Source organism: Bacteroides ihuae, assembly GCF_900104585.1.
Taxonomy (GTDB): domain Bacteria; phylum Bacteroidota; class Bacteroidia; order Bacteroidales; family Bacteroidaceae; genus Bacteroides; species Bacteroides ihuae.
This window is the reverse complement of record NZ_FNVX01000003.1, coordinates 89,237-114,044: the sequence shown is the minus strand read 5'-3', so window position 1 is coordinate 114,044 and position 24,808 is coordinate 89,237. Positions and strand designations below refer to the sequence as shown.

General features: G+C 47.3%; 14 protein-coding genes. 3 read left to right on the top strand and 11 right to left on the bottom strand.

What is annotated here, in order from left to right:
* Positions 1-2: 2 nt before the first annotated feature.
* Complete coding sequence (locus tag BQ5338_RS00845; protein ID WP_078063344.1) at positions 3-1,295, top strand: TolC family protein; 1,293 nt, start codon at positions 3-5, stop codon at positions 1,293-1,295.
* Positions 1,296-1,414: 119 nt separating this feature from the next.
* Here the strand turns inward: BQ5338_RS00845 and BQ5338_RS00840 are convergent, their stop codons facing one another.
* From BQ5338_RS00840 to BQ5338_RS00790, 11 genes are all read right to left on the bottom strand, one after another.
* Positions 1,415-3,958 carry a glycoside hydrolase family 9 protein gene (locus BQ5338_RS00840; protein WP_071144939.1) on the bottom strand — a complete coding sequence of 848 codons (2,544 nt, stop codon included), beginning with the start codon at positions 3,956-3,958 and terminating at the stop codon, positions 1,415-1,417.
* 46 nt (positions 3,959-4,004) lie between these two features.
* Positions 4,005-4,886, bottom strand: coding sequence for a hypothetical protein (locus tag BQ5338_RS00835; protein ID WP_071144938.1), 882 nt, complete (start codon positions 4,884-4,886; stop codon positions 4,005-4,007).
* A 22-nt stretch (positions 4,887-4,908) separates the two neighbouring features.
* A complete protein-coding gene (gene xyn10D/fae1 / locus BQ5338_RS00830; RefSeq protein WP_071144937.1) occupies positions 4,909-7,059 on the bottom strand; it encodes a bifunctional endo-1,4-beta-xylanase/feruloyl esterase in 2,151 nt (716 codons plus the stop codon).
* Between the two features lie 25 nt (positions 7,060-7,084).
* Positions 7,085-7,975 carry an alpha/beta hydrolase gene (locus tag BQ5338_RS00825; RefSeq protein WP_071144936.1) on the bottom strand — a complete coding sequence of 297 codons (891 nt, stop codon included), beginning with the start codon at positions 7,973-7,975 and terminating at the stop codon, positions 7,085-7,087.
* 93 nt (positions 7,976-8,068) lie between these two features.
* Complete coding sequence (locus BQ5338_RS00820; RefSeq protein WP_235816351.1) at positions 8,069-9,367, bottom strand: family 43 glycosylhydrolase; 1,299 nt, start codon at positions 9,365-9,367, stop codon at positions 8,069-8,071.
* A gap of 22 nt (positions 9,368-9,389) precedes the next feature.
* Positions 9,390-10,841, bottom strand: a complete 1,452-nt coding sequence (locus BQ5338_RS00815; protein ID WP_071144934.1) for a family 43 glycosylhydrolase — start codon at positions 10,839-10,841, stop codon at positions 9,390-9,392.
* A gap of 2 nt (positions 10,842-10,843) precedes the next feature.
* On the bottom strand, positions 10,844-11,614 hold the full coding sequence (locus BQ5338_RS00810) for an acetylxylan esterase (RefSeq protein ID WP_071144933.1): 771 nt from the start codon (positions 11,612-11,614) through the stop codon (positions 10,844-10,846).
* Positions 11,615-11,741: 127 nt separating this feature from the next.
* Positions 11,742-12,902 carry an alpha/beta hydrolase-fold protein gene (locus BQ5338_RS00805; protein WP_071144963.1) on the bottom strand — a complete coding sequence of 387 codons (1,161 nt, stop codon included), beginning with the start codon at positions 12,900-12,902 and terminating at the stop codon, positions 11,742-11,744.
* A 21-nt stretch (positions 12,903-12,923) separates the two neighbouring features.
* The gene (locus BQ5338_RS00800; RefSeq protein ID WP_071144932.1) at positions 12,924-14,147 is read right to left on the bottom strand and encodes an alpha/beta hydrolase-fold protein; all 1,224 of its coding nucleotides are present in this window, start codon (positions 14,145-14,147) and stop codon (positions 12,924-12,926) included.
* 128 nt (positions 14,148-14,275) lie between these two features.
* A complete protein-coding gene (locus tag BQ5338_RS00795; RefSeq protein WP_071144931.1) occupies positions 14,276-15,952 on the bottom strand; it encodes a RagB/SusD family nutrient uptake outer membrane protein in 1,677 nt (558 codons plus the stop codon).
* 42 nt (positions 15,953-15,994) lie between these two features.
* Positions 15,995-19,144: a SusC/RagA family TonB-linked outer membrane protein gene (locus BQ5338_RS00790; RefSeq protein ID WP_071144930.1), complete on the bottom strand. Its 3,150-nt coding sequence runs from the start codon at positions 19,142-19,144 to the stop codon at positions 15,995-15,997.
* A gap of 533 nt (positions 19,145-19,677) precedes the next feature.
* On the opposite strand from BQ5338_RS00790, the gene BQ5338_RS00785 reads away from it, so the two are divergent.
* Complete coding sequence (locus tag BQ5338_RS00785; protein ID WP_071144929.1) at positions 19,678-23,523, top strand: hybrid sensor histidine kinase/response regulator transcription factor; 3,846 nt, start codon at positions 19,678-19,680, stop codon at positions 23,521-23,523.
* Between the two features lie 175 nt (positions 23,524-23,698).
* A complete protein-coding gene (locus BQ5338_RS00780; RefSeq protein WP_071144962.1) occupies positions 23,699-24,664 on the top strand; it encodes a glycoside hydrolase family 43 protein in 966 nt (321 codons plus the stop codon).
* Positions 24,665-24,808: the final 144 nt, after the last annotated feature.

Below are 24,808 nucleotides of genomic sequence, written 5' to 3'. Positions count from 1 at the left end.
GTATGAAAAAGATCCATATATTCCTTTTATTAATGTTGTCTTCCGGTGTTCAGGCGCAGAATTTGCTGACTCCGGAGAATGCGGTAAACATTGCACTAAAGAATAACTTTGATATATTAGTTGCCCGCAACGATGCCGATATAGCTAAAATAAATAACACAAAAGGTAATGCAGGCATGTTGCCTACCATCAACGTAAACGGTTCCGGAGACTACAGCATTGATAACGTAAAACAAAAGCTTTCCGGCGGAACCGAAAACAAATATAGCCCACAAAAAAGCACCTTAGTCACTGCCAACGCAGAGCTTTCCTGGACATTGTTTGATGGAGGAAAAATGTTCGTTACCAAAAGCAAACTGGCAGAGATGGAGTCTCTCGGCGAACTTAAGTTTCAATCTCAGGTTTTGGAGACGATGTACAATGTTATTGCTGCTTACTATGACATTGTAAAACAAAAGCAGCAATTGAAATCAATGAATGAAGCCATTAGCTACAATAAAGAACGTGTCATCATAGCACAAACAGGTTTCACTGCCGGTTCGTTGGCAAAGACAGAATTACTTCAGGCAAAAATAGATTTGAATGTGGCTATGGAGAATGCCATCAACCAACAATATACGATTAGTGAGGCGCAGAAAACGTTAAACAGCATCTTAGGACAAGAAGCAACTGCAACCTTTGAAGTCTCCGATTCCATACCACTTTTATCTATTCCTGATAAAGAAGAGTTACTCCTAAAGTTGAATTCATCCAATGCCAGTATCTTGTCTTTTCAAAAACAAATAGATGTTGCCCGGCTAACATTGAGAGAAACTCAAAAAGGCTACTCCCCCATACTCAGTTTTAAAGGAGGATATTATTTGTCGAAAACCTCAAACTCTGAAGGCTCTACACTGAGAAATCGCTCTTATGGTCCGCAAGTAGGAGGAACTCTTTCCATTCCTCTTTATAATGGCGGAGAGACCAAACGCAAAATCTCTGTAGCAAAGAAGGAGCTGCAATCGGCGCAGTATGATTTAGAAAATATTAAATTACAAGTGAACGTAGAACTACAAAATGCCCTCACAGACTTTGAGAATCAACAACATTTGCTTCAGATAGAGAAAGATAATAATCTGCTGGCCAAGGAAAATATGGAGATCAGCTTGCAACGTTTACGGCTAGGTCAAACGACTTCACTTGAAGTTCATCAGGCCCAAGATAATTTTGTGCAATCTTCTACCCGCCTTGTCAACTTTGAGTACAATTTAAAAATAGCCGAAACAAAACTAAAGCAGTTGATTTCTTCTTTGTAAGTAAAGCAAGTTAGCTGCAACTTTGACTATTTCTTCGGCTGTCAATGTTGGGAATGGAGGACTCGGGTTTCGCCCAAAGTCCTCCGTAAATATAAGTGCCGAAATGCTCGGCAAGCTATTCATTGTTTATTACTTATTAAATGATTGACAGCGATGACATAGAAAATATAATTGGCTGCAATGTCTATGACATATTCATTCTCACTCCAGATAAACGGATAGTCGCTACGGTTCTCGGGCAGATCGGGATTGAGCAACCGGATGCCTGGGACAACTCCACCCGGGATGAAAGCGAAGTCCGCACGGTTATTTCCGTAAGCCACCTTCTTGTTATACGCTCCCACACCCGAAACGAACGAAATATTCGTGTCAGGATGAGTGCCGTACAGATAACTCAATCCGGCAAAGATGTATTTCGTGTCCACCAGTTTGGGATAGAATTTGTGCAAAAGATAGGCAACAGTGGCCTGCCCGATAACCTGATTGTTCCCCGCCCAGGGGTATTTGCTGACGTTGACGCCAAAAGGCGTGGATTGGTAGCTCTTCTCCAGCACAGTCTCCACATAATCCGCCACCTTAGGCTCAAGATTCTTCTTGAAGTCATCCCCCATGTACGGTAGCATAGCCGTCAATATCGGGATATTGAAAGCGAATTTATTCAGCATTTCAGGCAGCTTCTCGTCCAATATGGCCTTGTAGGCCGGGTCATGCGTAGCACGCCATAGTTCAAAGGCGGCATACGCTTCCCCTGTCCCTCCAAACCGAGCAAATCCGCTTCCACGCTCATCTTCCGGCGGAGTAGGGTTTTGTTGCTGATCGCCGAAAAGCTTCTTCGCCGCATTCAGGCATTCTTTCGCTAAGGCGTCGTTATAGCCTTTCAGGGCACGCGCGGCTCCGGCAAGCGCCGTGGCGGAACCATAATCAAGATATGAGGCGCGCGTGGTAAAGGCAAAACGGTCGTCGAATGCTTCGCTGTTGTCGTTGTACGGACGTTCTTTGGCACGTGCATGATACATATTCGTTTCGGGTTTTCCCTTATAGACCTGATTGTTGGTCTTGTTCACCGCATCGCCCAAATGCCGGTATTGCCAAAGGTGCGATTCGTTGATGCCTTGCAGGGCATAGCCCACGGCTTTCACCTGCGCCACCAATTGCAGCGCTCCATGTTCAATCTGCTGCAACACGTCAGGCTTGTTGTCGGGCAAATGGATTTCCACGTAACGGTTTGCTTGGTCAATGAGTGTCGCGTCACGCGTTTCGCCGAACTGTTCCCATACTTGCACCAGCGCGTTGACCACCGAATACTGCGAAGGCGTTTGGATGTCGAAGTCACCTGCATCGAACCATCCGCCGACGTTCAGTCCCGGGATATGCTCCATAGGCCGATACTTGTTTCCGGTAATGGGGCCTTGCCGCCACCCGTCCCAATGCGAGTAGTTGACAGGGGCTTGCAGCGCGTCGTCCAGATGGGATGCTCCGTGCCAAACTCGGTAAGCTTCGCGGACAAACATGTGGTCCATTTGTACCGGCAAGAAGACGTCGAGCGTATTGTGCCACGCACGTTGATAGACATCATTCGCAATAGGGAACGCCATGGTGGTCTGGTCGCCATAAGACAGTTGGTAAATTCCCGGTTCGGTGACGGACGAGAAATCGAACGTCACGTAGTTGTACCGTTGCCAACGGCCCCATTCCATGGGTTTGCCTTTCAACAGGACATCGGTTGAACCATTCTCGTTCACTTTCAGTAGCGATACATCGTATCGCGCCTTGTCGTTCTTGTCCAGCTCAATGACGGCTATCTTTGGCTGCGCGGGACAGTAGCCCACCTGCGAATGTCCGATGTTGGGTTTGCGAATCCAGCCCGGTATGGTTTCCGCGCTGATGTGCCACTCCAGTATCTTACCCGACTTTCCTGCAGGAAGCAGGCTGCGTAGCACGAACCACCCGTTCTGGGCCTTGTTCCGGCCATCGTAGAACATCAACTCCTGTTCGGCACTGCTCACCGTAATGTGTCTTTCGGCGTCATCGGGAGCAATATTAAATTTCTTTCCTGTGGCGATAGGGGCTGGTTCCGTCTCGCCCGTCTTCTGGGTAATCATCCTGCCGTCCGGATAGTGTGGTATCTCTCCCGCCTTGCCGTCCATGATGTAGGTGTGACCAAAGTAAGGCATAGGGGTAAATTCAATATTCAAACCTGCTATCCCCTCCAGATACTCGGGAATCGGCTGATCTACCCATACGCTGATATAGATGCCACCATCACCCAGTTGTCCATGTATCTGATAAGTGAAGTGCGGATCATCGTATTTCAGTTGCGCGATAATGACATTATTCTTCCTGTCCACTTTTCTTTCGAGCAGTGTGGGATGCAAATCCCATTGTCCGGGTGTCGGATTCAGACGCACATCACCGTTCGTGACCGTGCGCAGACCGTGATGTACAATTTCGACACCAGCCATTTTGGAATCGTCGAACATCCCGTCGTACGAATTGCTGAAGACCATAACATTCAGTCCGGGTGCCTCGAAGTAACTGGAGTCATTCAACACCAGTTGCGCCGAGCCTAATCTTGAGGTTTTACTTGAACAAGCCGACAAGAGCAGACAAATCGCCACTCCCGCCAGACTCGCAACAACACCTAACCTATAATCTTTCGTCATATATATACTTTCCGTTTATTTAATTAGTAACTATCCGCATCCTGCTTCAATCAATAAGGCTCCTGACTTTGAAAACCAGTTGTTGGGAAGGAACAGGTTCACTGTCTGCGGGCATAAGATACCAGCGGACGGTATAAGAGAGTGATTCCCCTGGATTCAGTTCCGTATAGGCACCCTGACTTTCCAGCTCTATGTAGGTTTTACCTCTATTCACATAAACCTGTATCTCAGCTTCGGCTGGTGCCGGCTGTGAGGCATCCAGATCCGGGAACTTCTTGACTAACAACAGACCGTTGCCGGTATATGCAAGCCATCCCTCACCATCGGCGTTTATTTTACGGTTTGCGTCCCGGGCATCTGTCCGATACCATGAGGCATCGTATTCCTGTGTGAACGAGATAAGATCGGCAGGAGTGATGGCAGGGGCATCAAAGAAAATCAAACCTTCATTGGGGACGCGGGTAATTTCCCATGGAGCCACGCTACGGGTTTCGTCAGATTCGTTGATGATGAAATAGGTTATCACAATGGCATTGTCTTTCGCATCGGCCTTAAATTCCTTGCGAATGCGGTATTTGTATTTCGGAGACACTTGACCGGTCATGACGAGCGATGTGGAGGTCTGTTCTACAGTATAAGGCAACTTGTCATATTCGGCTACCGGCGGCCAGTTCCATTCCTTTTGGGGACTTGTCCAGAAGGTACTTCCGAATGATTCCCACATGAGCGACTGTGAAATGACTTCAGCGTCCTTGTACTTGAAAGAACAAATTTTAGCTCCTCCGCCAGCGTCGATGATCATCGACAGGTTTCCGGTCTTTATACGGTATTTTGATTCTCCCATATTCTTTACTACAGGCTCCGTCGCTTGTATGGCGATGCTCCCAAGTACAGAGACCAGCAATAATGATATCAATTGTCTTTTCATACGTAACTAATTTCTTGTTAACCTACTTGAAAATCTGCTGTGCCATGTGATACAGGCTTCTGCGCCAAGTCAGGAATTCATGCGCCGTACCGGGAGAGACGAAAGCCGTTGCCTTGAAACCGGCAGCCTTAAGTTCATCCACAGCCTTAGTCACGCCATCCGGATTTTCCTTGCTTCCACAACTGATAAAGATAGATTCAACCTGATTTTTGTCTTTGATGTCGCCCGGCATATATGTACCGCCGCTCAGCAATCCGTAGTAGTTGAATGCTTCTGGACGTCGCAAGGTGATCAGCTTTGTCTCAATTCCCCCCATGGAAAGCCCCGCCATCGCACGGTGCTTTTTGTCGGCCTGCGTACGGAAATTACTATCAATATAGGGTATGAGTTCATCCACCAGCACCGTTTCAAACTCCTTAGCCGTGAATTCATTTAGACGTCCGAATTGTATATCATTCGTCATGCCATACGTCATCACGATGATGAACGGCGCAATCTTGCCTTCGGCAATCAGGTTGTCCATAATTAGATTCGCATGTCCCTGATTGTGCCATGCCGTCTCATCCTCTCCCCATCCGTGCTGCAGGTAGAGAACCGGATATTTCTTCTTATTCTTGTCGTAAGCGGGCGGTGTATAGACGAATGCGCGGCGATGGGTGCCCGTGCTTTTGGAATAAAAATAAACCTGCTGAACATTTCCATGAGGCACCTGCTTCATGGCATAGAAATCCGCGTCATGAGCCGGAATCTCAATGCCGCTTTCCCATCTGCAGGAACCGTAATAATTATTGGTGCCCGGGTCGTTAAACACGCCGCCGTCAATAGTGAGGTGGTAATAATGGAATCCTTCGTCCATGGGAACATCTGTGGTCCCCACCCATATATTTTTTTTGTCCTTACGGAGAACCGTGCCACCACGACCGCCCAGTCCAAGGCTAACGATGACCGATTTGGCATCAGGAGCAGTTACACGGAAACGGACATATCCCTGCGAATTGACCATAGGATACTGTTGCCCGGGCTGGTTGAGCGTGGAAGGACAGAAATCCTCTTTCACTTCGGCATTGTCGAGTGCCGGATCAAAATCCTTGATAAGGCTATAAACGGGCTTCTGCTTGTAGTTCTCGTCATAAGGGAGAGGATAGTTGCGCGCGCCGAGCCATGAATCACGATCAGAGAGATTCCAGAAAGTAACATTATCCACCACATCTTTATGTTTGCGGAGGATACGGAATAGACGCGTGTATTGGTCTTCCTGAAGCGTTTTCAACACCGGACTGATATTACCGGCCTCGCGGCTGAAGTTGAGCTGGCCTCCCATCTCTTCGCTAGCGCGAATGTCCAACTCGGTAATATGGATATGCTTCACTATCGTGGAATATTTCGTCAAGGCGGCATCCACATCTTCCATGCTCGGACCATAGATATTGTAGTGTCCTTGCATACCGATACCATCAATGGGCACATCCTCTTCCTTCATGGCTTTCACCATGTTGTAGATGCGGTCGCACTTACCCGGATCGGTTGCATTATAATCGTTGTAGAAAAGTAGCACGTTGGGATCAGCCTCACGAGCATAGATAAAGGCTTTCTTAATGAACTCCTCACCAGCTATCTGATAAAGAGGCGAATTACGATATGGGCCGGATTGCTGTCCCATACCCGGCCAACCACCTTGTCGGCCACCGTCGGAGATAGCCTCGTTCACCACATCCCACGCATATACCACATCTTTGTAGCGTTCCATGATGGCTGTGATATGATGCTTCATGTTCGCGAACAATTTCTCTTTCGACACGAGATTTCCTTTTTCGTCCTGATACATCCATTGCCCTATCTGAGCATGCCACATAAGACAATGACCGCGAAGCTTGAGTCCGTTGCTACGGCAGAAATTCGCAATTTTATCGGCATTCTCCCAGTTGAACTGCCCGTAAGCAGGTTCGGTCGGTTGCGGCTTCATGTCATTTTCCGCCGTAATACTGTTAAAGTCTTTTTTGATGATGGCAATCTGTTCAGGATTCGCGATGTTACGCATATTAACAGCCACGCCGATAGAGAAGTAATCCTTATAAGTATCCTTCAATCCCATTTCGCTGTTTTGTGCAAATCCGGTATTCACGTTCATGGCAAGTGCCAATGCGCAAAGAGAGAACTTGAATAAATGTTTCATTTTGTAATTATTTTAAAGTTTTTTTTCATTGCATACCCGCCTGTTTGAGAAAGAATTCCGTCATTTTGCTAAAGGTTTCTTCATTGAATGTCACCGGGCCGTGCTGACCACCGGCCACTGTTATAAAATCATCGAGCAAACCGTACTTTTTCAGCGCGGCCGAAAAGAATTCACTCTGGCAATGAGGTACCACATTGTCAGAGTCACCGTGAATCACCAGAAATTTTGGATCTGTCTTGTCTATATAAGTCATCGGATTAAGCAATGCCAACATGTCAAGGTTGTCGGCCGGCGCACCGCCAATCAGTACGGCTTCCGGTGATTTCTCGTCATTCACGCCCTTACATTCCTTCATGGTCGTCATGTCGATAGGACCGAACCAATCTACTACAGCATCCACCCGGCTACTGTAATTGGTATAGGCACCCAAGTTACCCTCAATGTCAAGGGTAACATTCCCTACTGTGAACTCCTTGACATTATTGGTCGTTCCGGCCAGTGAAGAGAGATGCCCACCAGAAGAAAAACCTGTGATACCGACAAAAGAAGCATCGATGTGATACTTGTCTGCATTGGCTCTGACAAAGCGTATAGCCGCTTTCACGTCATTAATCTGCGCGGGATAACGTGCTTCCATACTTGCGCGGTGATTGATGGAGATGACGGCAAACCCACCGTCGATCAGCGTTTTTCCCATTGCTTGAAAAGCTATCTGTTTCATATTGTTAGCAAACCAGGCGCTTCCATAAATCAGCACCACTGCCTTGTAACTGCTCTGTCCCGTAGGCGGCAGATGAATATCCAGTTTATGCCCTTCAATACCATCGCCCACATAGTCGATATCCAACCATTCAGCTTCCTGTCCGAACGAGCAAACGGCAGGAATCAGCATCAAAATCAATAATAATTTTCTCATAATAGGATATTAGTTTAAATCGAAATATATATTAGTTTTAAGTATATTACATTCTAAAATTATCATGAATGAAATTTATTTTACAGGTATTTCTTATTCAAACTTAAGCCAATCCAATCCTACAGTCCCCTTGCTGTCCATAACGACAGTCAGGTTGTGTACACCCTTCGGAATATTTCGGACAGGAACCGTGATCAATTCGTCTTTTCCGATGGTAATCTCCGCAACGGTCTTGCCGTCGACTTTCACCAGCAACCGGCCTTTTCCATCAAGGATTCGTGCCGTAACCGATGTTGGTCCAGTGATTCCAAAGTCAACATCGTTATATTGCACGTAGGCGTTCCTCGCATTCAATACGGTCTTCCAGCCTGCAAAACAATCGGTCGTATCCACGTATGCTATAGCTGCGCCCACCTTGCTTAATTCCGAGTAACGGTCAAGCTGGATTTCGTCGGTAGCATTCGTAATGCCTACCCCGCGCCAAGTCGGCGTAACTTTCCGGATAGTGCCGTCTTCATTGAAGTGAATCTTATCTATACAGATGGAGCGATTCTTATCAAACTTCGGTGAGTAATCGTTGTGGTGATAGAACAGGTACCATTCGCCTTTATATTCAACAATGGAATGGTGATTTGTCCAACAATGAGTGAGCGACTGGTCCATTATCAGGCCTTTATACTCGAACGGGCCAAGTGGACTGTCTCCTATGGCATACGAGAGGTTTTCGGTCTCGCCCTCCTTGGGCACCCACGGGAAAGTGAAATAATACTTGCCATTACGTTTGAAAACAAAAGGACCTTCTTTCATCCCGTCAGGCAACTTCTCTATAGCAACCGGTTCGGAATCCAACTGAAGCATGTTGGGCTTGAGGCGTGCGCCATGCATGCCCCGTCCCGACCAGTAGATATAGGCTTGCCCGTCGTCGTCAATCAGCGTGCAGGGGTCTATACCGTAAATGCCCTTGATGGGTTCGGTCATGGGTACGAATCCTCCGTCCGGACGGTCGGATACGGCCACGCCTACCATCATCCCGAATCGTTTGGTTATCGAATCGGGCTTAACAATCGCGGGAAAGTAAAAGTAGTACATGCCATCTTTGTACGTACAGTCGGGCGCCCACATGGAGTAGGTATCGGCATTCACCCAGTTCACCTGTTCCTGCGTCAGAATAACGCCGTGGTCAGTCCAGTTGATCAGGTTCTCGGACGAAAACACGTGATAGTCTTCCATGCAGAACCAGTCCTTGCGAAGATTGGGCTTGTCTGCCGGCACAGGTATGTCGTGCGAAGGATAGACGTACATCTTTCCGTTGAACACTCTCGCCGTGGGATCGGCGGTAAACTGTCCCTTAATGAAGGGATTCTGTGCCTTTACAACGCCGGCAAGCAGCATTGTAAAGGTCAATAATAGATATTTAGCGGTCATGAAAGTTCCATTTAGAGTTGTCACTGTTCATATCGAATTCACCAAGTGCAGGCGTACTGTCACCCACTGATACCAGTGCCAGTTTCCGGTCGGTATTGGGCACTTTCTTGGGCATGATGCGGTAGGTGCCATCCGTCAGTTGGTCCAAGCGCCACAGTTGTTCGGGCGCACCCGTAAACTCAGGGACAGTCATCACTTCGGCATTCGCCGTAGCGGCTAGCGCACGATTGGTTCCTTCAATCACAATCTTATAACAAGGTCCGCCCAGATATCCGCCGGCTTCGGGCACTGCGGCAATAGTCCACCTCTGATGGGGGCGGAACATATAATCGCCTATCCGCAGGTCGATGTTTCCCGTCGGCCAAGTATCTTTCACGTCTGCCAGCGTCTGATTCTTCAAAGGTTCAAGGGGTTTGTCGTTTTTCTCCCAGAAGCGAGACATCTTGTGCTGCATGCGCACGAAGTCCACAGCCAGTTCGAGGGCGTAGCCTCTCCGTTCAGATTCTATCTCATACGTTCCTTCCTTGAAGGCTTCTCCGGCTACAGGCCATCCGTTTTTCCACAGGAGCGGACGTATGGCCAGCACGCTACGGCCGCCCTGGTCGAAATCGGCTTCATAGTGATACGACATCTTTTCCACGCCGTTCTCCATGATGAAACGTCCGAAGTGTCCGGCACCGGTTTTGCGATCACCCGCGGCAATCAGCATCTTGCCGCCGCCTTCTATCATATCCCGACCTACGTTGTCGGTGTAGGGACCAGTAACTTTGCGCGAACGACCTACCACGATGTTATAGGTAGAATTCGGACCGTCACAGCAAGTGCCATGCGTGCCCAGAAGGTAATACCATCCGTCGCGATACATCAAGGTGGTAGCTTCACAGTCGATGGCAACGTTGATTTCTTTGTTGCCTTCTATGCGTTTGCCGGTCTTGGGGTCGAGTTCCACAATCCGGATGAATCCGAAATAAGTGCCGTATGAGAGCCACAGACGACCGTCCGTGGGGTCGAGCAGCAACCCGGCGTCAATGGCATCGCAGTCTTCGTCGTCCAGTGAGTGAGCTACTTCGATGGGTTCGGTATAGGCGAAATCGGGAGAATTGGGGTCTAACGTCTTGTTCCACATGGTCAGCACCCGCCCCGCATGTCCACCACCCAGTCCGCCACCGGTGGCACTATAAGCAATCAGATAGCGGTCGCCTATTTTCAGGGCGTCCGGAGCGGCACCTCGACCGGGACGTACCGCACCATCTTCCCATGTCCAACCGTCGGTGGAGATCAGTCCGCCTTCGCCTGTGCCAAAGGTATAGTATTTGCCATCACACTCTACGATTGTGGAGGGGTCGTGGATAAATGGAGCGCCAACTTGTGCAGATGCTTTCTGGAATATAGGTGCGGACATCAGGGCCGCTCCCAGCAATAATATATTTTTTGTCTTCATGGTCATGGTTGCGTGATTGTAATGTTCTTAACCGGCGTGCCGTCCTCGTGGAGGAAGCGGACGCAGAAATCGCTCATTCCGGGGCCGTTGATGACGGCTCCGCGCAGGATGTTACGGCCTTTCTTCAAGGTAATGCGGCGTGACAGACAGTCGTCCACCACCATGCGGCGGTCACCTGTGAGCAGCAAGACTTCTTCACCGTTGAGCCACCAGTCCGATGCAGAGTTGGAACCTGCCGAAAGACGGATATCCGTTAAGTCTTCAGAAGAGTCGATGACTGTAACCGCCCAGAACACGATGCCGTACACCGGCTTCTTCAGCGCGGCGGCGAAGCGGTATAGCTTCACGTTATACAGCTTGCTGTCCAGTGCGTGCCAGGCTAGTTTTTGTTTACCGACTTTCACCTTGTCGCCATTCTTAGGTAAGATGGTGAACTGTTCCTTGAAATAGAGCGTATCGAAAGCCTGGCGCAGATAGCTGTCGGTAAAGACAGCATTCGTACGATTGGGCTTGTTGATGGGTTCCAGCAGCATCCAGCGGCGGATGAAGCCCTTGTCGTCCGGCACGACGGCATCCTTTGTGGACGGTGCGAAGTAATCGGCCAAGTAAGTGGGCGTTTGTATCGCCTGCGGTTGCCGCGGGCTAGGGAATCCTCCCGACATGGGATTCGGAGCGGGATGTGTGACCACATCAGTTTGCTGTGCTTCGGCATACAACCCTGTAAGCAGGGTGAGGCCGAGAACCAGCCATGTTTTGCGATGGAAAATATTCATATTTATTACTTTTAGATATGTAAGCGAACGGTCCGTATCGTGAATACAGGTACTTCATACAGGAGTTTTGCCAAAGTACGACTTAGACAACTTCCTCCTAAGGAAACTTGAAATAAGTTTATGTGTTTTATTTCTTTTTAACAAATAACAAGGGGACGAACTCCTTCAGGCAGCGACGCCAAGTGAGGAACTCGTGGGCGGTACCCGGCGATTCGTAGTAGATGTTATTGATGTCCGCAGCTTTCAGTCCGTCGCTCAGCCCTTTTGTTCTTTCAGGATGTTCTTCGGAACCAATACCGAGGAAAAAGGCATGCACCTTGTCATTGAATGCCTTGCGATCTTTAAACACACCGCCATAGACGGTATCAAGATTCTGAAGATCGATGCTGCCTGCCCCACTGAATCCGCCGATATAGGCGAACTTGTCGAGGTTATTGAGCGTAGTGTTGAACGTAAGTAATCCTCCCCACGAAAGACCTGCCATGGCACGGTTTTCCCGGTCGGTTAGTGTACGGAAAGTACTTTCAATATGGGGAATGATCTCTTTCATTAGGATATCGGGGAACTGACCGCCAAAACGCTTCATGGCATCTTGACGTGATTCACCCGGTTTGAGGTTCAACGACTCGATATTGCCGTTGTCCATCACCACAATCATCGGATGCGCTTTGCCCTCAGCGATAAGGTTGTCCATGATAAAGTTCATCTTGCCCTGCATAGCCCAACTGGTTTCGTTCTCACCCATACCATGTTGCAGATAGAGCACAGGATATTTCCTTGTGGGATTTTTGTCGTATTCGGCCGGGATATAGACCACGCACTTGCGCCACTCCTTACGAATATCGGAGTAGTACCAGCTATCACTTACCAAACCGTGGGGCACATTCTTGATAGAATAATAATCTACACCCTTTTCAGGGATCTCGATGCCACTCACCCATTTGCCCATTCCAAAGAACGGTTTGCCATTGGGATCCGCAGAACTTACACCATCCATAATGATCTGATAGTAGTGAAAACCCACCTCTTCGGCTTTTTTGGATACGAGCGACCACCAGCCGTCGGCTTCTTTGGTCATCTCACCACGGAAACTGATTTCCATTCTAGTGGCGTTGGGTGCATGAATACGAAAGTGCACTCTGTTGTCGACGCCGATACGCGGATAGTTCGCACCGGCAATGTTGTGTTCGTTAGGTACGCTTCCTTCGGGGAAAGATTCTTGCGCTGCGGCAATCACTGGAAAGCCTATCAAAGCTATAAGAATAACGTTTGCTAATTTATTTTTCATCATACTTTTTTTAGAGGTTAACTATTTGAAAAGAAGCGGTACAAATTCACGGAGCGAACGACGCCAAGTGAGCCATTCATGAGCAGATCCCAGCGACTCGTAATAAGCCACGTTCTTGAGACCTTTTGCTTTCATGGCGTCGGCAAAAGCCTTTACCCTTTCAGGGTTTTCTTCCGACCCGGCACTCATGAAAAACAGTTTGAACTGCTTGTTGAACTTCTGAGGATTCGCAAAGATGCCATCGTACAAAGTATCTATTTGTTCAACAGAACCTGCCCCGCCACCGCTGAAAGCGCCCAAACTGGCGAATTTATCCTGATTGTTCATGACAACCATATAAGTATGCATAGCGCCCATCGAAAGCCCTGCCATAGCACGGCTTTCACGTGTCGGTTTGGTGCGGAACGAAGCGTCAATCATCGGAACGATCTCTTTTACGAGTAATTCGGGAAACATACCCAACATGCGTTGCATATTCATAGCAGGGCGGGGAGTTTGTGTCGGAGCAGAAGGAGGAACTCCCGCGCCGGCAAGGAAAGCATTCGCTTGAGGATTGTCAAATCTGTCTGTAGCTGCTCCAGGAGGCAAGGCATAGCCGCGATCCATCACAACAATCATCGGAACAGCCTTTCTCACAGCAATCAGATTGTCCATAATATCTCCCATGCGCCCCTGAAACACCCAGCCAGTTTCGTTTTCTCCGCCGCCATGTTGTAAGTAAAGAACGGGATAACTCTCATTGGCGTTTTCATTATATTGAGGAGGCGTATAAACATAGCACATTCTCCACGCCTGCGTCATCTCAGACCAGTACTTTTTCATGCTTATATCACCGTGAGGCACATTTTGCGTCTTGTCGTAGGGTAAACCTTCCGGGATTTCGATAGCGCTTACCCATTTGCTCATACCGTAGTACGACTTGGTACCGGGATCGGCGGCAGAGATGCTGTCAATGATAATTTGGTAGTAGTGGAATCCTACCGTTTCAGGCTTGGGCGATACGTATGTCCAGTATCCATCGGCTTCGCGGGTCATCGGACCACGAAAACTGATTTGTACTTTCTTTGCATACGGAGCATGTATTTTAAAATAAGTCTTTCCTTTGGCATCCACACGGGGCCATTGTACTCCTTCGAGGTTATGCTCATTGGGAACTGTCCCTTCGGGGAAAAACTCTTGCTGGGCATTCGCTGTCAATGGCAACGCCAGCAGGGAAGATAAAACAAGCTTTAATAACATTTTCATGATTCTATTATTTGTTTAATGGATATTATCTGGAAATGTCCGCGCCACGGATATGTTTGCAGCGCGGACATCCTGCATTACGTTGCCTGCATTCGACTGGTCACAATGCAATTTCTTGAAACTTATGTTTATTCACCACTCGGGTTCTGTTTTAGGTTAGGATTGATTGAAGTTGCGGCAAATGGGTATGCAAAATACTCATGTTTACCCTTCACAAAACCTGTCTTACCTTTGTTGGGATTTGCCTTCTCTACATAAAGACGATGAATTGACTCATTCTTTGTGAAGAAAGCATCCATGGTAGATGGAATATCCTTACCATTGTTTACGACGCCATCCGTATCACCCCAACGTACCATATCGGGAAAGCGAACTGCCTCAAGCCACATTTCATAACTCTTCTCGTTCTTTACTTCCTGCAGTGTAAGTCCGGTTGATATATGAGCAGAACCTGCACGTTTCTGGATATCCTGAAGACATTTCAAACCAAGACCATCTGAATCGTCAGTCTGTGCACAAGCCTCGGCATACATCAAGAGAACTTCAGCATAACGGAAGATAGTGAGATTCTTGAATCCATACCAACCCTTCTCGTTATCTTCAGGCCACGCAACGAACTTGTTAGCGAAGTAACCTGCAAAGCCATAGAGACCTGATGGATCTTTGATACCAATCTTAGGGGATTTCTCAAGCTCTTCGCGAGTCAAGTTCTCACCCTTGGTGCCGTTCCATTCCATTTCATAGAGAAATTCGTCACCAGTGAGGAATGTTGCTTTACGACGTGGTGAATTACCATCGTTTGCCAACATGCGTTCTGCAAAGTCAGCACGGATAGAGTGACCACCCCAACCATCAGGACCGATAAATGAAGGCTTGGTAGCCAACTTGTCAGTACGCCAGTTCCAGAACTGAATCCACATCCAGGACGTACGCTGGATTTTGTTACTCCAGTCACCGACAGCTGCATTCTCAAGTACGTTGGCTTGGAAAATCATCTCCTCACAAAGGTCTCCTGATTCATGGAACAAATTTGGCCAACGTTCAGCAGGAACGAGCTCATATTTTTGTGAAGCAATAACCTGCTTCAAGTCAGCCTTCGCTCCGGCATAGTCGCCTTTGAACAGGCGAGCCTTACCGGCTACAGTAAGAGCGAAACCTTTCGTTACCTTTGAGGCACCAACCTTATCTGATGGATTTTCACGTTCATCAAGGTCGGCAACTACAGCCTCTGCTTCTTTGGCACACCATTCCAACAGTCCGTCGTGTCCACCTTCGACCGCATTGTTAGCCGGTTTATCACTTGGGTTAAGAATATGATCAACCAATGGTGGACAGTTCCAACCAATAGCAAGCATAAGATGTGACCAAGCACGCAGTGCACGAGCTTCGGCACAAACCCGTTTCTTAACAGGTGTAGCGGGTTCCATATTATCCAAGATAAGGTTGCAATCGTAAATCACACCATAGAGCCCCCAGTATGTATTCTTGATTGCCTCATTTTGTGAGTCATAACGGAATTCGTTAATCTGTGCACCAAAGTCGTTGTCACCATACATGTTACCTGCTGCCAACATATCATCGCCAGCCTCGTCGAAAAGCAAAGGGAGTGCTACATAAACACCTTCATTACCAGCTATATTCAAACAAAATGACTGATAGAGATTGTTGAGTGCATTCTGTGCATCATCATCACTCTTATAAAAGCTATCAAACGAGATGACACCTTTCTGTTCAATGTCGAGACGATCCTCGCAAGCACTGAAGAGGAATGCAACAGCTAAAAGGGAATATATTATTTTTTTCATAATGAGTTACTTTTTTTAATTTTTCAAGGATTACTCTCTCTATTAGAATGCAAAGCTTGCACCGAATGTACACTTCTTCATCGTTGGGTATGTACCAATATCAAATCCTCCACCACCATTTTTGGAAGTCGTTGCAGTCTCCGGATCCATGCCGGGATAGTTAGAGAAAGTAAAGAAGTCATCCAAAGAAACGAAGAAGCGAAGTTCCTTAATAGCGGCTTTCTTAGTGAGTATTTTGGGCAATGTATAGCCTAACTGGATCTGCTTAATCTTGAAATAAGAACCATTAAACATCGAAGCACTTGAACTCCAAAAGTAACGATCGTGAGCTACGTCAGCAACAGCTGGCATAGAAGCATTTCTGTTGGTTTCGCTCCAAGCATGGTCCATGTAATACTTCAGTGAGTTACGCATTGGAGTATCTGCACGATAAAGGATATTGAAAATCTTGTTGCCTTCTACACCTGTACCAAATATTGACAAGTCCAAACCTTTATATTCCAAGTTAATAGTCAGACCGTAGGTAAACTTTGGAATAGCGCTACCTATATCAGTCATATCCTGGTCGCTCAACTCTGAAGAGGAAACGATTTCACCCTCATGATTGCGGAACTGAGCTACACCAGTTTCCTTGTTTACACCTGCATAGTCGTATGCGCGGAAATACCATATAGAGTGGCCTTCTTCAAATGCGCTACAGACCATATTATTAGTGCCATCTACGCCACCTGAATTGGTAGTGATACGAGTGATGTCGTCATACAGATAAGTAACCTTGTTCTTCAAGGTAGAGAAGTTTCCGGAGATACTATACTTCAAGTCGCCAATATGATCCTTCCAAGAGGCTTCAAGCTCAAATCCCTTGTTGTTGATTTTACCCGCATTGACTATAGTCGAATTTACATAAACCTCAGGAACCGGATTGGTGGATATGAGAAGGTCCTTCGTGTCCTTATTATAATAGTCAAGACTAAGTGTCAAGCGGTCGTTCAAGAAACGCATGTCAAGACCGAAATCCAACTGTTCGGATGTCTCCCACTTGAGGTTTGGATTAGCAAGTCCGGAAGGATAAGAACCATAGTGCTGAGCAGAGTTATCGCCATACTGATACCAAGAAGCATTGTAACTGATTGGCGAAATATATGGGTAATTACTGAGCACATTGACGTTACCGTTACGTCCCCAAGAGGCACGGAATTTCAAGAATGAGAGAAGATCGCTGCTGATGTTGTCCACAATAAACTTCTCATTGCCGATATTCCAACCTACAGCAACTGAAGGAAACTTACCCCAACGTTTGTCAGAAGGAAGTTTGGAAGTATCAAATGCGTCCGCACGATAGTTAAACTGCAAACTATAACGATTGTCATAAGTATAGAGGAAACGACCGAAGTAAGAGAGGCTTGTAGAAACTCCCGGAAGGTTACCGATACTCTTTGTAGTAGTCTCAGCTGAGTTTACATAGTCGAGATACTTAAAGTTATCAGCGTCACCGGAAAGAATCTTGTTGCCTCCTGTACCGGTAGCCGAAGCAGAGACATCGTCCGAGCGATATTCAGTATATGACATACCGATCATGGCACCGACATTGTGCTTTTCGAATAATGTCTTATTGAAGTTTACAAAGTTTTCCCACTGATAATAGTGATTATTTTTGGCTGAAGCTGAAATAGAATAATCAGTAGCTTTAGCCTGACCATTCATGTAGTAAGGCTCTGAATAATCATGCTCATTGGTCTGTGCAATACGGTAAGAAAAACGGGATGTCATCACAAGACCATCGATAGGAGTTAAGTCTGCGAAAGCTGTTCCACGAATTGTGAAACCGGAACTCTTTGCATTGCGGCGGTCACGTTGGAGGATAGGATTACCATTGTCATCCATCTGGAACTTTGAAGTAGCATAGTACTTACCATTTGGAGCGACGAGGATGGTTTCAGGATTCTTTGCATATTGTTCCTTCATGTCTGTAGTGAAGTCATCAACGCTATCCCAATATACAGGAGTCAGAGGGTCAAGCAAAAGAGTAGGTGCCATCATAGAACCATAAGCGCTCTGATGGGTGATGTTGCGAGTAGCCCACTTCTCGATAGAGGTGTTCGTACCAACCTTAATCCATTTATAAAGTTGATAGTCTGCGTTGAGTTGACCGGTAAGACGGGTATAAGTATCTTTCTTGCCACGCACGATACCATCGTTGTCAATGTAGTTTACAGAAGTGAAGAAATGGCCTTTGTCATTACCATCCTGGAATGTAACAGAATGCTGAGTTGCCCAGCTATCGCCAAATACCTCCTTTACCCAGTCTGTCTCTTTAGGGTTGTCGTAATCAACGCCATTGCTCTCGCAAAGAGTCTTCATGTCGTAACCGGACAATTCCTTATATTTGATCCAGTCTTTTGCACCAAAAAGCTCAGGTGTCTTGCCAAGTTTCTGGTTGATCGCCTTGAAAGAATACGTTATTTTCGGACGGCCATTCGAACTATTACCGGTCTTTGTTGTAATGAGAACAACACCATTACCGGCCTGAGCGCCATAAATTGCAGCCGAAGCCGCATCCTTAAGAACCTCCATAGACTCAATCATTGAAGGGTCAAGATACTGGATATTGTCCACTTTTAGACCATCGACAATTAATAGAGGACCAAGTTTGTCTGAATTTGATGAATAACCACGAATACGAATTGAAGCACCTGAACCGGGAGCACCAGATGTGTTCAAGACCTGAATACCGGCAGCCTTACCCTGAAGGGCAGCACCGGCATCTACTGTTGAAAGGTTCTTGATGTCGTCTCCATTGACCGAGGCAATAGCACCTGTAAGGTCACTCTTCTTCTGAACGCCATAACCTACTACCACCACTTCGTCGAGAAGTTTTGAATCTTCTTCCATCTGGATGTTGATAACGTTACGACCATTGATTTGAATAGTCTGAGGCTTGAAACCCACAAAAGACAGAGTAATAGTTGAATTACTGTTCCGTACTTGAATCGAATAATTACCAGTGAGATCGGTGATAGTACCATTGTTTGTTCCATTCTCTAGAATAGCCACACCAATCATCGGCTCAGAATCTTTAGCTGAGACGATTGTACCTTTGACTTGAAATTGTGCCGATGCTGAGATACATGTAAAAAGCATAAGCATAAATAAGCAAGGAATCTTTTGAAATTTCTCAATTACATTTTTCATACAATTAGTTTAAGAATTAATAATCGCATTTTCTCTCTAAATAAGATACTTGAATAGTAGATTTCGATCAACCGTCAGTGTGAACTTCCCGTGGAGGTTAGTGAGCACACCATATTTGTATCTGTTACCGCACCAGAGATGATACACTGTTGGACCGACACCCAAATGCACACGAAGAGCATCGTCAGGATACAAATTACTTTTTTCATTCTTGTGATTAATTTAAAAGTTAACAATTTCACTGGTAGTAAATGTAACGGCAAAGGAGAATGGTAGAGTTTAAAAATGAATATTTTTTTTCTACTATTAGATATATTTCTCTCCATATCTAATAGTAGAAAAAAAATGTCTAAAATTAGAAAACTCTGATGAGCGTAGTTCGTCGGGAGTTGGTAAAAGAAAACATCTAAGGAAAAACGATGCTAACAATCAGACCCGACGAAAAAAATAGCATCCCGAATTGGCAGTAAAGTCGATTTTTTATTATTATTTTTGGAAGCTTTCTAAATCTATTCATTGAAAAAACACCGTATATGAAGTCATTTTTTCTCTTCTTCGCCTTTCTGCTTCTGCCGTGCGCGGGCTATTGCGTCGGCTACTTAAACTTCTATAACATCAATGATACCTATGGAATCGCCAACCGCGAGACGACCTCAATATGCAAGGATGCTGACGGGTTCATCTGGATTGCCTCCAAGACGGGCATCATGAGGTTGACAGACAGTGACTGCCGAGTGTATCAGCTGCCTTACGAATCGATGGCCGTGGTCTCCGTCGAAGTGACCTGGCAGGAAAAGCGTTTGCTGGCTTTCACCAACCAGGGCGAGATATTCTGGTACAATCCCCGACAGGACAGCTTCGAACGCTTCTTCAACTTCTCCCGGCAGATGAACACCGCCAACCTTTGGCTCTTCGACTTGGAGGTGGATCCCGACGGAGGCTTATGGATAGCCTCCTCTCTGGGACTGTATTATTATAAAGATAATCGTTGCACCCTCATAGCTCAAACCGCTGGTGGTGCCTACCATACGACCCGCTACGACGCTCACCACCTGATTGCCGCCGGTCCCGGAGGAATTTTTTTAGTTGATACAAAACAGCATCATGTGGAGTGCTGGAGTGGAAAAATGGACATACAACCGTCATCACTCCTACTAGACAGGATAATGAACCGACTGTGGATAGGCACATCTTCCAGCGGGCTTTACTACCTTGACTGCACCACACGGGAGCTTCATGCAGCCACTGTGCCGGACTTCCCGCAGCAATGCATCAAGGACATCGAGCTAGTGCGAGATTCCACCCTTTGGTGCGGCATCGACGGGCGCGGCGTGTGGGTACTCTCGCATGACGGAAGCCGAAAAATTTCAACATACCAAGAGGATGTGGACAATCAGTTCTCTATATGCGGAAATGGCGTTTACGACATTTATTATGAGCCCCCCGGACGAATCTGGGTATGCTCCGTCACCGGCGGCACGTCGGTGGCAGACCTCTCATCACCCACGGTAGTTCAGCTGCGCCACAGCGTCAACAACCCCAATTCCCTACTCAACAACCACATCCACGCCCTGATTGAAGACAGCCATGGGCAACTTTGGGCAGGAACCAACAGTGGCCTGAGTTGTTGGAATCCACGCACCGACAAGTGGGTCAATTATTTCGAGGAAAGGGATGAGGAAACCTACATCGTCCTGTCACTCTGCGAAGATGCTGACGGAAACATCTGGGCGGGTACTTATGCGCACGGCGTATATGTCATCGACAGCAAACGCTTACGAATCATCGCCCACCACACGCGACCGACGGGCATCCTTGCCAAGGCAGGCTTCGTTTTCGACATTCTGAAAGACAGTGAGGGCGACATGTGGCTTGCGGGGATAAGCGGAGAAATCATGAAGTATAACCACCGTACCCAGAAGTTCGAAATCTACCCGAAGGAATCGGTATATGCCATGGCCGAATGGGGCGACCGCATGATAGTACTGGCCTGCAAGTACGGATTGCTCACGCTCGACAAAGTAACAAAGCAGCTGACCACGCTACTGACCGACAACATGATACAGGACATTGCCGTGGTGCAGGACAAGATATGGGCGGGCAGCAGCGGTGGAGGCCTCTTCAGCTACAACATCCGCACACATACCATAAAGAAATACGATACGCGCCACGGTCTCATATCCAACTATGTGAACAGCCTCCTCTATGCCGACGGATATCTCTGGTTAGGAACGGAGAGTGGGCTTTGTCGCTTCAACACCATTGACAAGACAATTACTACCTACCCTTCTCCGATGAACATATCCACCGTTTCTTATAGTTCGGACGCCTGCTTCCGCCTGCACAACGGTATGTTCGCGTGGGGGACGTCCGACGGCGTAATTATGCAAGACCCAAAGTACCTATACCGACATAAATCGACAAGCCACATTTATATACAGGATATACTCCTGTCGGGGCGCTCCATTCGCCAGTATCCCGACCTCTTGCCCGAAATTCCGTTGGACAGCGTCAGCGACATCACGCTTCACCATCAGCAGAACAATGTGACGCTCAACATCTTGCCCCTGGGAGACGATTCGCGCACGGCACGCTTCTCTTGGAAGATGGAGGGAGTCGACGATGACTGGAACACTCTGACCGACCAGAGGTTCATTAATTATACTAACCTTAATCCGGGCACCTACCGGCTAGTTATCCGGCTATACAATCACGAACTCATTGCCGAACGCTCGCTGACCATCCACATCACTCCGTCCTTTTGGGATACATGGTGGTTCAGGCTGGCTTGCGTCCTGTTCGTCGGCTGCTTAGCTTACTTCCTGTTCCAGTTCTATATCAACCGCCTCAACCAGCGGCATGCCGAAGACAAGCTGCGCTTCTTTACCAATATCGCACACGATTTGCGTACGGCGCTCACGCTCATCAAGGCACCCATTGAAGAATTAAACCAGGTTAACAGCCTCTCCAAACACGACAGAGAGTATCTCCATCTGGCGGCAGAGCAGACTCGACGACTAACATCAGTAGCCACTCAACTGCTCGACTTCCAGAAAGTGGATATGGGCAAAGAACCGTTTCATCCGGTCATGACTGATGCCGTGGCTCTTGCGGGCTGTCGCGTTAGCATGTTCGAGTCGATAGCGGCAACAAAACACATACAGATCAATTATCATTATAATATGGACACCTGCCTCACGGCTATGGATATCGATATGATGGAACGGGTGATAGACAATCTGCTCTCCAATGCTGTCAAGTATTCGCACGAACACTCTACCGTAGAAGTACGTTTTGAGGGAAATGAAAACGAGTGGCGACTAAGTGTTACAGATTACGGCATTGGCATCAGCCCTAAGGCGCAAGGCAATCTGTTCCACGAGTTCTACCGTAGCGAAAATGCCGTCAACGCGAAAATTGCAGGCTCCGGTATCGGACTATCCATGGCAAAAACACTGGTAGAACTGCACGGTGGTAAAATCGGCGTGGAAAGTGAAGAAGAGAGAGGCTCAACATTCGAAATCGTCGTACCCCTCCGCAAAAGCGAGATACGGAAAGATACCGCAAAACCTATAAATGACCCGTCACAGGACGATTCATCCGGCAACGACGCAACCAGGGATATGCGTATTCTGATTGTGGAAGACAATGACGACTTGCGTCATTTCATGATCCGTCCGTTGGGCAAACGCTTCCAGGTAGCCACCGCCGCCGACGGAGTTGAAGCATGGGAATATATCCAGCAGGAAATCCCCGACCTGATTGTGTCCGACATCATGATGCCTCGCATGGACGGCTTCGAGCTGTGTCGCCTAGTGAAGTCGACTTTTGAAACATCACATATCCCTGTCATCCTGCTTACTGCCCTTTCCGAGAAGACGGCCGAATTACGCGCTCTAGGACTGGGAGCAGACGATTATGTGATCAAACCGTTCAATATGAAAATGCTGACACAACGTATCACTTCCATCATACGCAACCGCCGCGTTATTAGCGCGAAATTCATCGCATCCGGCTCTGTAATCGATGTAAAAAACGAAACCGAAAAACCGGTCAATATACTGAACGACACTTTTGTGAAGCAAGCATTGGAAGTGGTTGTACGACATTTGGACGATGCGGATTTTGGCAAGGACAACTTTGCTAAAGAAATGGGTGTCAGCACATCACTGCTGTTCAAGAAGATGAAAGCGCTGACCGGCATGTCAGTTGTAGACTTTATACGCGACATACGCATGGAACACGCCATGAAACTCATTAAGGAAAACCGATACAGCATCGGCGAGATAGCCTGTCAGTGCGGATTCTCCACTATCGGTTATTTCAGTACCAGCTTTAAAAAACATTTTGGTAAATCACCCACTAGTTTCATGTCCTGACTATCAAATAATAGTTTATTGACGGAAAAAACGCGCGCTTTATCTAAAAGCGTAAATCAATTATCTATTCGTGGAAATGAATGGTAGTGCTATGGTGTATCTTCGCTGTCATTATTAAATAGAAACAAATATGAAAAAGATTGCATTCCTCACGATACTGTTGACCGCAACACTGATGATTTGCGCCCAGAAATCGAAACTTCCGACATTCAGAAACACCGGCAACCCACTCGTTAAAGACAAGTTCACCGCCGACCCCGCCCCTTTGGTATACGACGGTACGCTCTATCTCTACGTAGGACGTGACGAATACTATGAGGGACAAGACACCGCCGGAGGAGGGAAAGAGTTCAACATCACAGAATGGTTGTGTTATTCCACCAAAGATATGCAAACATGGACAGATCACGGATCGGTATTGAAACCGACGGACTTCAAATGGGGCGTGGGTGAGTCATGGGCCGCCCAAGTAGTGGAAAAAGATGGCAAATTTTACTACTATGTCACGGCTCTGGCAGGCGAACCTTACAACAGCCGAGTAGTGGGCGTAGCAGTTAGTGACAGCCCCACCGGACCATTTACAGACCCGCTTGGTAAGCCGCTGGTATCGGACGACATGACCGACAACGGTCCACGTGGATGGTGGAACGATATCGACCCCACCGCCTTAATTGACGACAACGGTCAAGCATGGCTGTGCTGGGGAAACGGGACATGTTTCCTCGCCAAGTTGAAACCCAACATGATAGAGTTGGATGGCGAAATACAGGTGATCGATATGCCCCGCTACGTGGAAGGTCCGTGGTTGTCCAAACGTGACGGTACCTATTATCTGACTTATGCCTCGTTCGGAAAAGGCAAAGAGAACATTGCTTACGCCACAGCCCCCTCCATGGAAGGTCCTTGGACACCGAAGGGCGAACTGACGGGCACGGCCGAGAACAGTTTCACTATTCATCCGGGCATCGTCGAATTTAAGGGGAAATGGTATTTGTTCTATCACAACGCCACGCTGACCCTTGATGGTCACAAAGGAGCTATCGGTCGCCGCAGTGTCTGCGTGGATGAACTTCACTACAACTCTGATGGAACCATGCAACGTGTAGAACAAACACAACAAGGTGTATCAACATCCCGATAACCATAGACAACAATAATCCGTCTTTATCCCCGTTCCAGTCAAAATTCGCCTCGTTTCCATACAAACCGGGGAAAGTTGTTATAGGTAATGGAATAATCATGTAATTTAAAGGCACGGACGGCTGCAAAGCCACCTTGAATTGTG

What these genes read in the sequence shown, in the direction of transcription:
- BQ5338_RS00845 (WP_078063344.1), top strand. Translation starts at nt 3, where the DNA reads ATGAAAAAGATCCATATATTCCTTTTATTAATGTTGTCTTCCGGTGTT.
- BQ5338_RS00840 (WP_071144939.1), bottom strand. Translation starts at nt 3,958, where the DNA reads ATGACGAAAGATTATAGGTTAGGTGTTGTTGCGAGTCTGGCGGGAGTG.
- BQ5338_RS00835 (WP_071144938.1), bottom strand. Translation starts at nt 4,886, where the DNA reads ATGAAAAGACAATTGATATCATTATTGCTGGTCTCTGTACTTGGGAGC.
- xyn10D/fae1 (WP_071144937.1), bottom strand. Translation starts at nt 7,059, where the DNA reads ATGAAACATTTATTCAAGTTCTCTCTTTGCGCATTGGCACTTGCCATG.
- BQ5338_RS00825 (WP_071144936.1), bottom strand. Translation starts at nt 7,975, where the DNA reads ATGAGAAAATTATTATTGATTTTGATGCTGATTCCTGCCGTTTGCTCG.
- BQ5338_RS00820 (WP_235816351.1), bottom strand. Translation starts at nt 9,367, where the DNA reads ATGCTGCTTGCCGGCGTTGTAAAGGCACAGAATCCCTTCATTAAGGGA.
- BQ5338_RS00815 (WP_071144934.1), bottom strand. Translation starts at nt 10,841, where the DNA reads ATGAAGACAAAAAATATATTATTGCTGGGAGCGGCCCTGATGTCCGCA.
- BQ5338_RS00810 (WP_071144933.1), bottom strand. Translation starts at nt 11,614, where the DNA reads ATGAATATTTTCCATCGCAAAACATGGCTGGTTCTCGGCCTCACCCTG.
- BQ5338_RS00805 (WP_071144963.1), bottom strand. Translation starts at nt 12,902, where the DNA reads ATGAAAAATAAATTAGCAAACGTTATTCTTATAGCTTTGATAGGCTTT.
- BQ5338_RS00800 (WP_071144932.1), bottom strand. Translation starts at nt 14,147, where the DNA reads ATGAAAATGTTATTAAAGCTTGTTTTATCTTCCCTGCTGGCGTTGCCA.
- BQ5338_RS00795 (WP_071144931.1), bottom strand. Translation starts at nt 15,952, where the DNA reads ATGAAAAAAATAATATATTCCCTTTTAGCTGTTGCATTCCTCTTCAGT.
- BQ5338_RS00790 (WP_071144930.1), bottom strand. Translation starts at nt 19,144, where the DNA reads ATGAAAAATGTAATTGAGAAATTTCAAAAGATTCCTTGCTTATTTATG.
- BQ5338_RS00785 (WP_071144929.1), top strand. Translation starts at nt 19,678, where the DNA reads ATGAAGTCATTTTTTCTCTTCTTCGCCTTTCTGCTTCTGCCGTGCGCG.
- BQ5338_RS00780 (WP_071144962.1), top strand. Translation starts at nt 23,699, where the DNA reads ATGATTTGCGCCCAGAAATCGAAACTTCCGACATTCAGAAACACCGGC.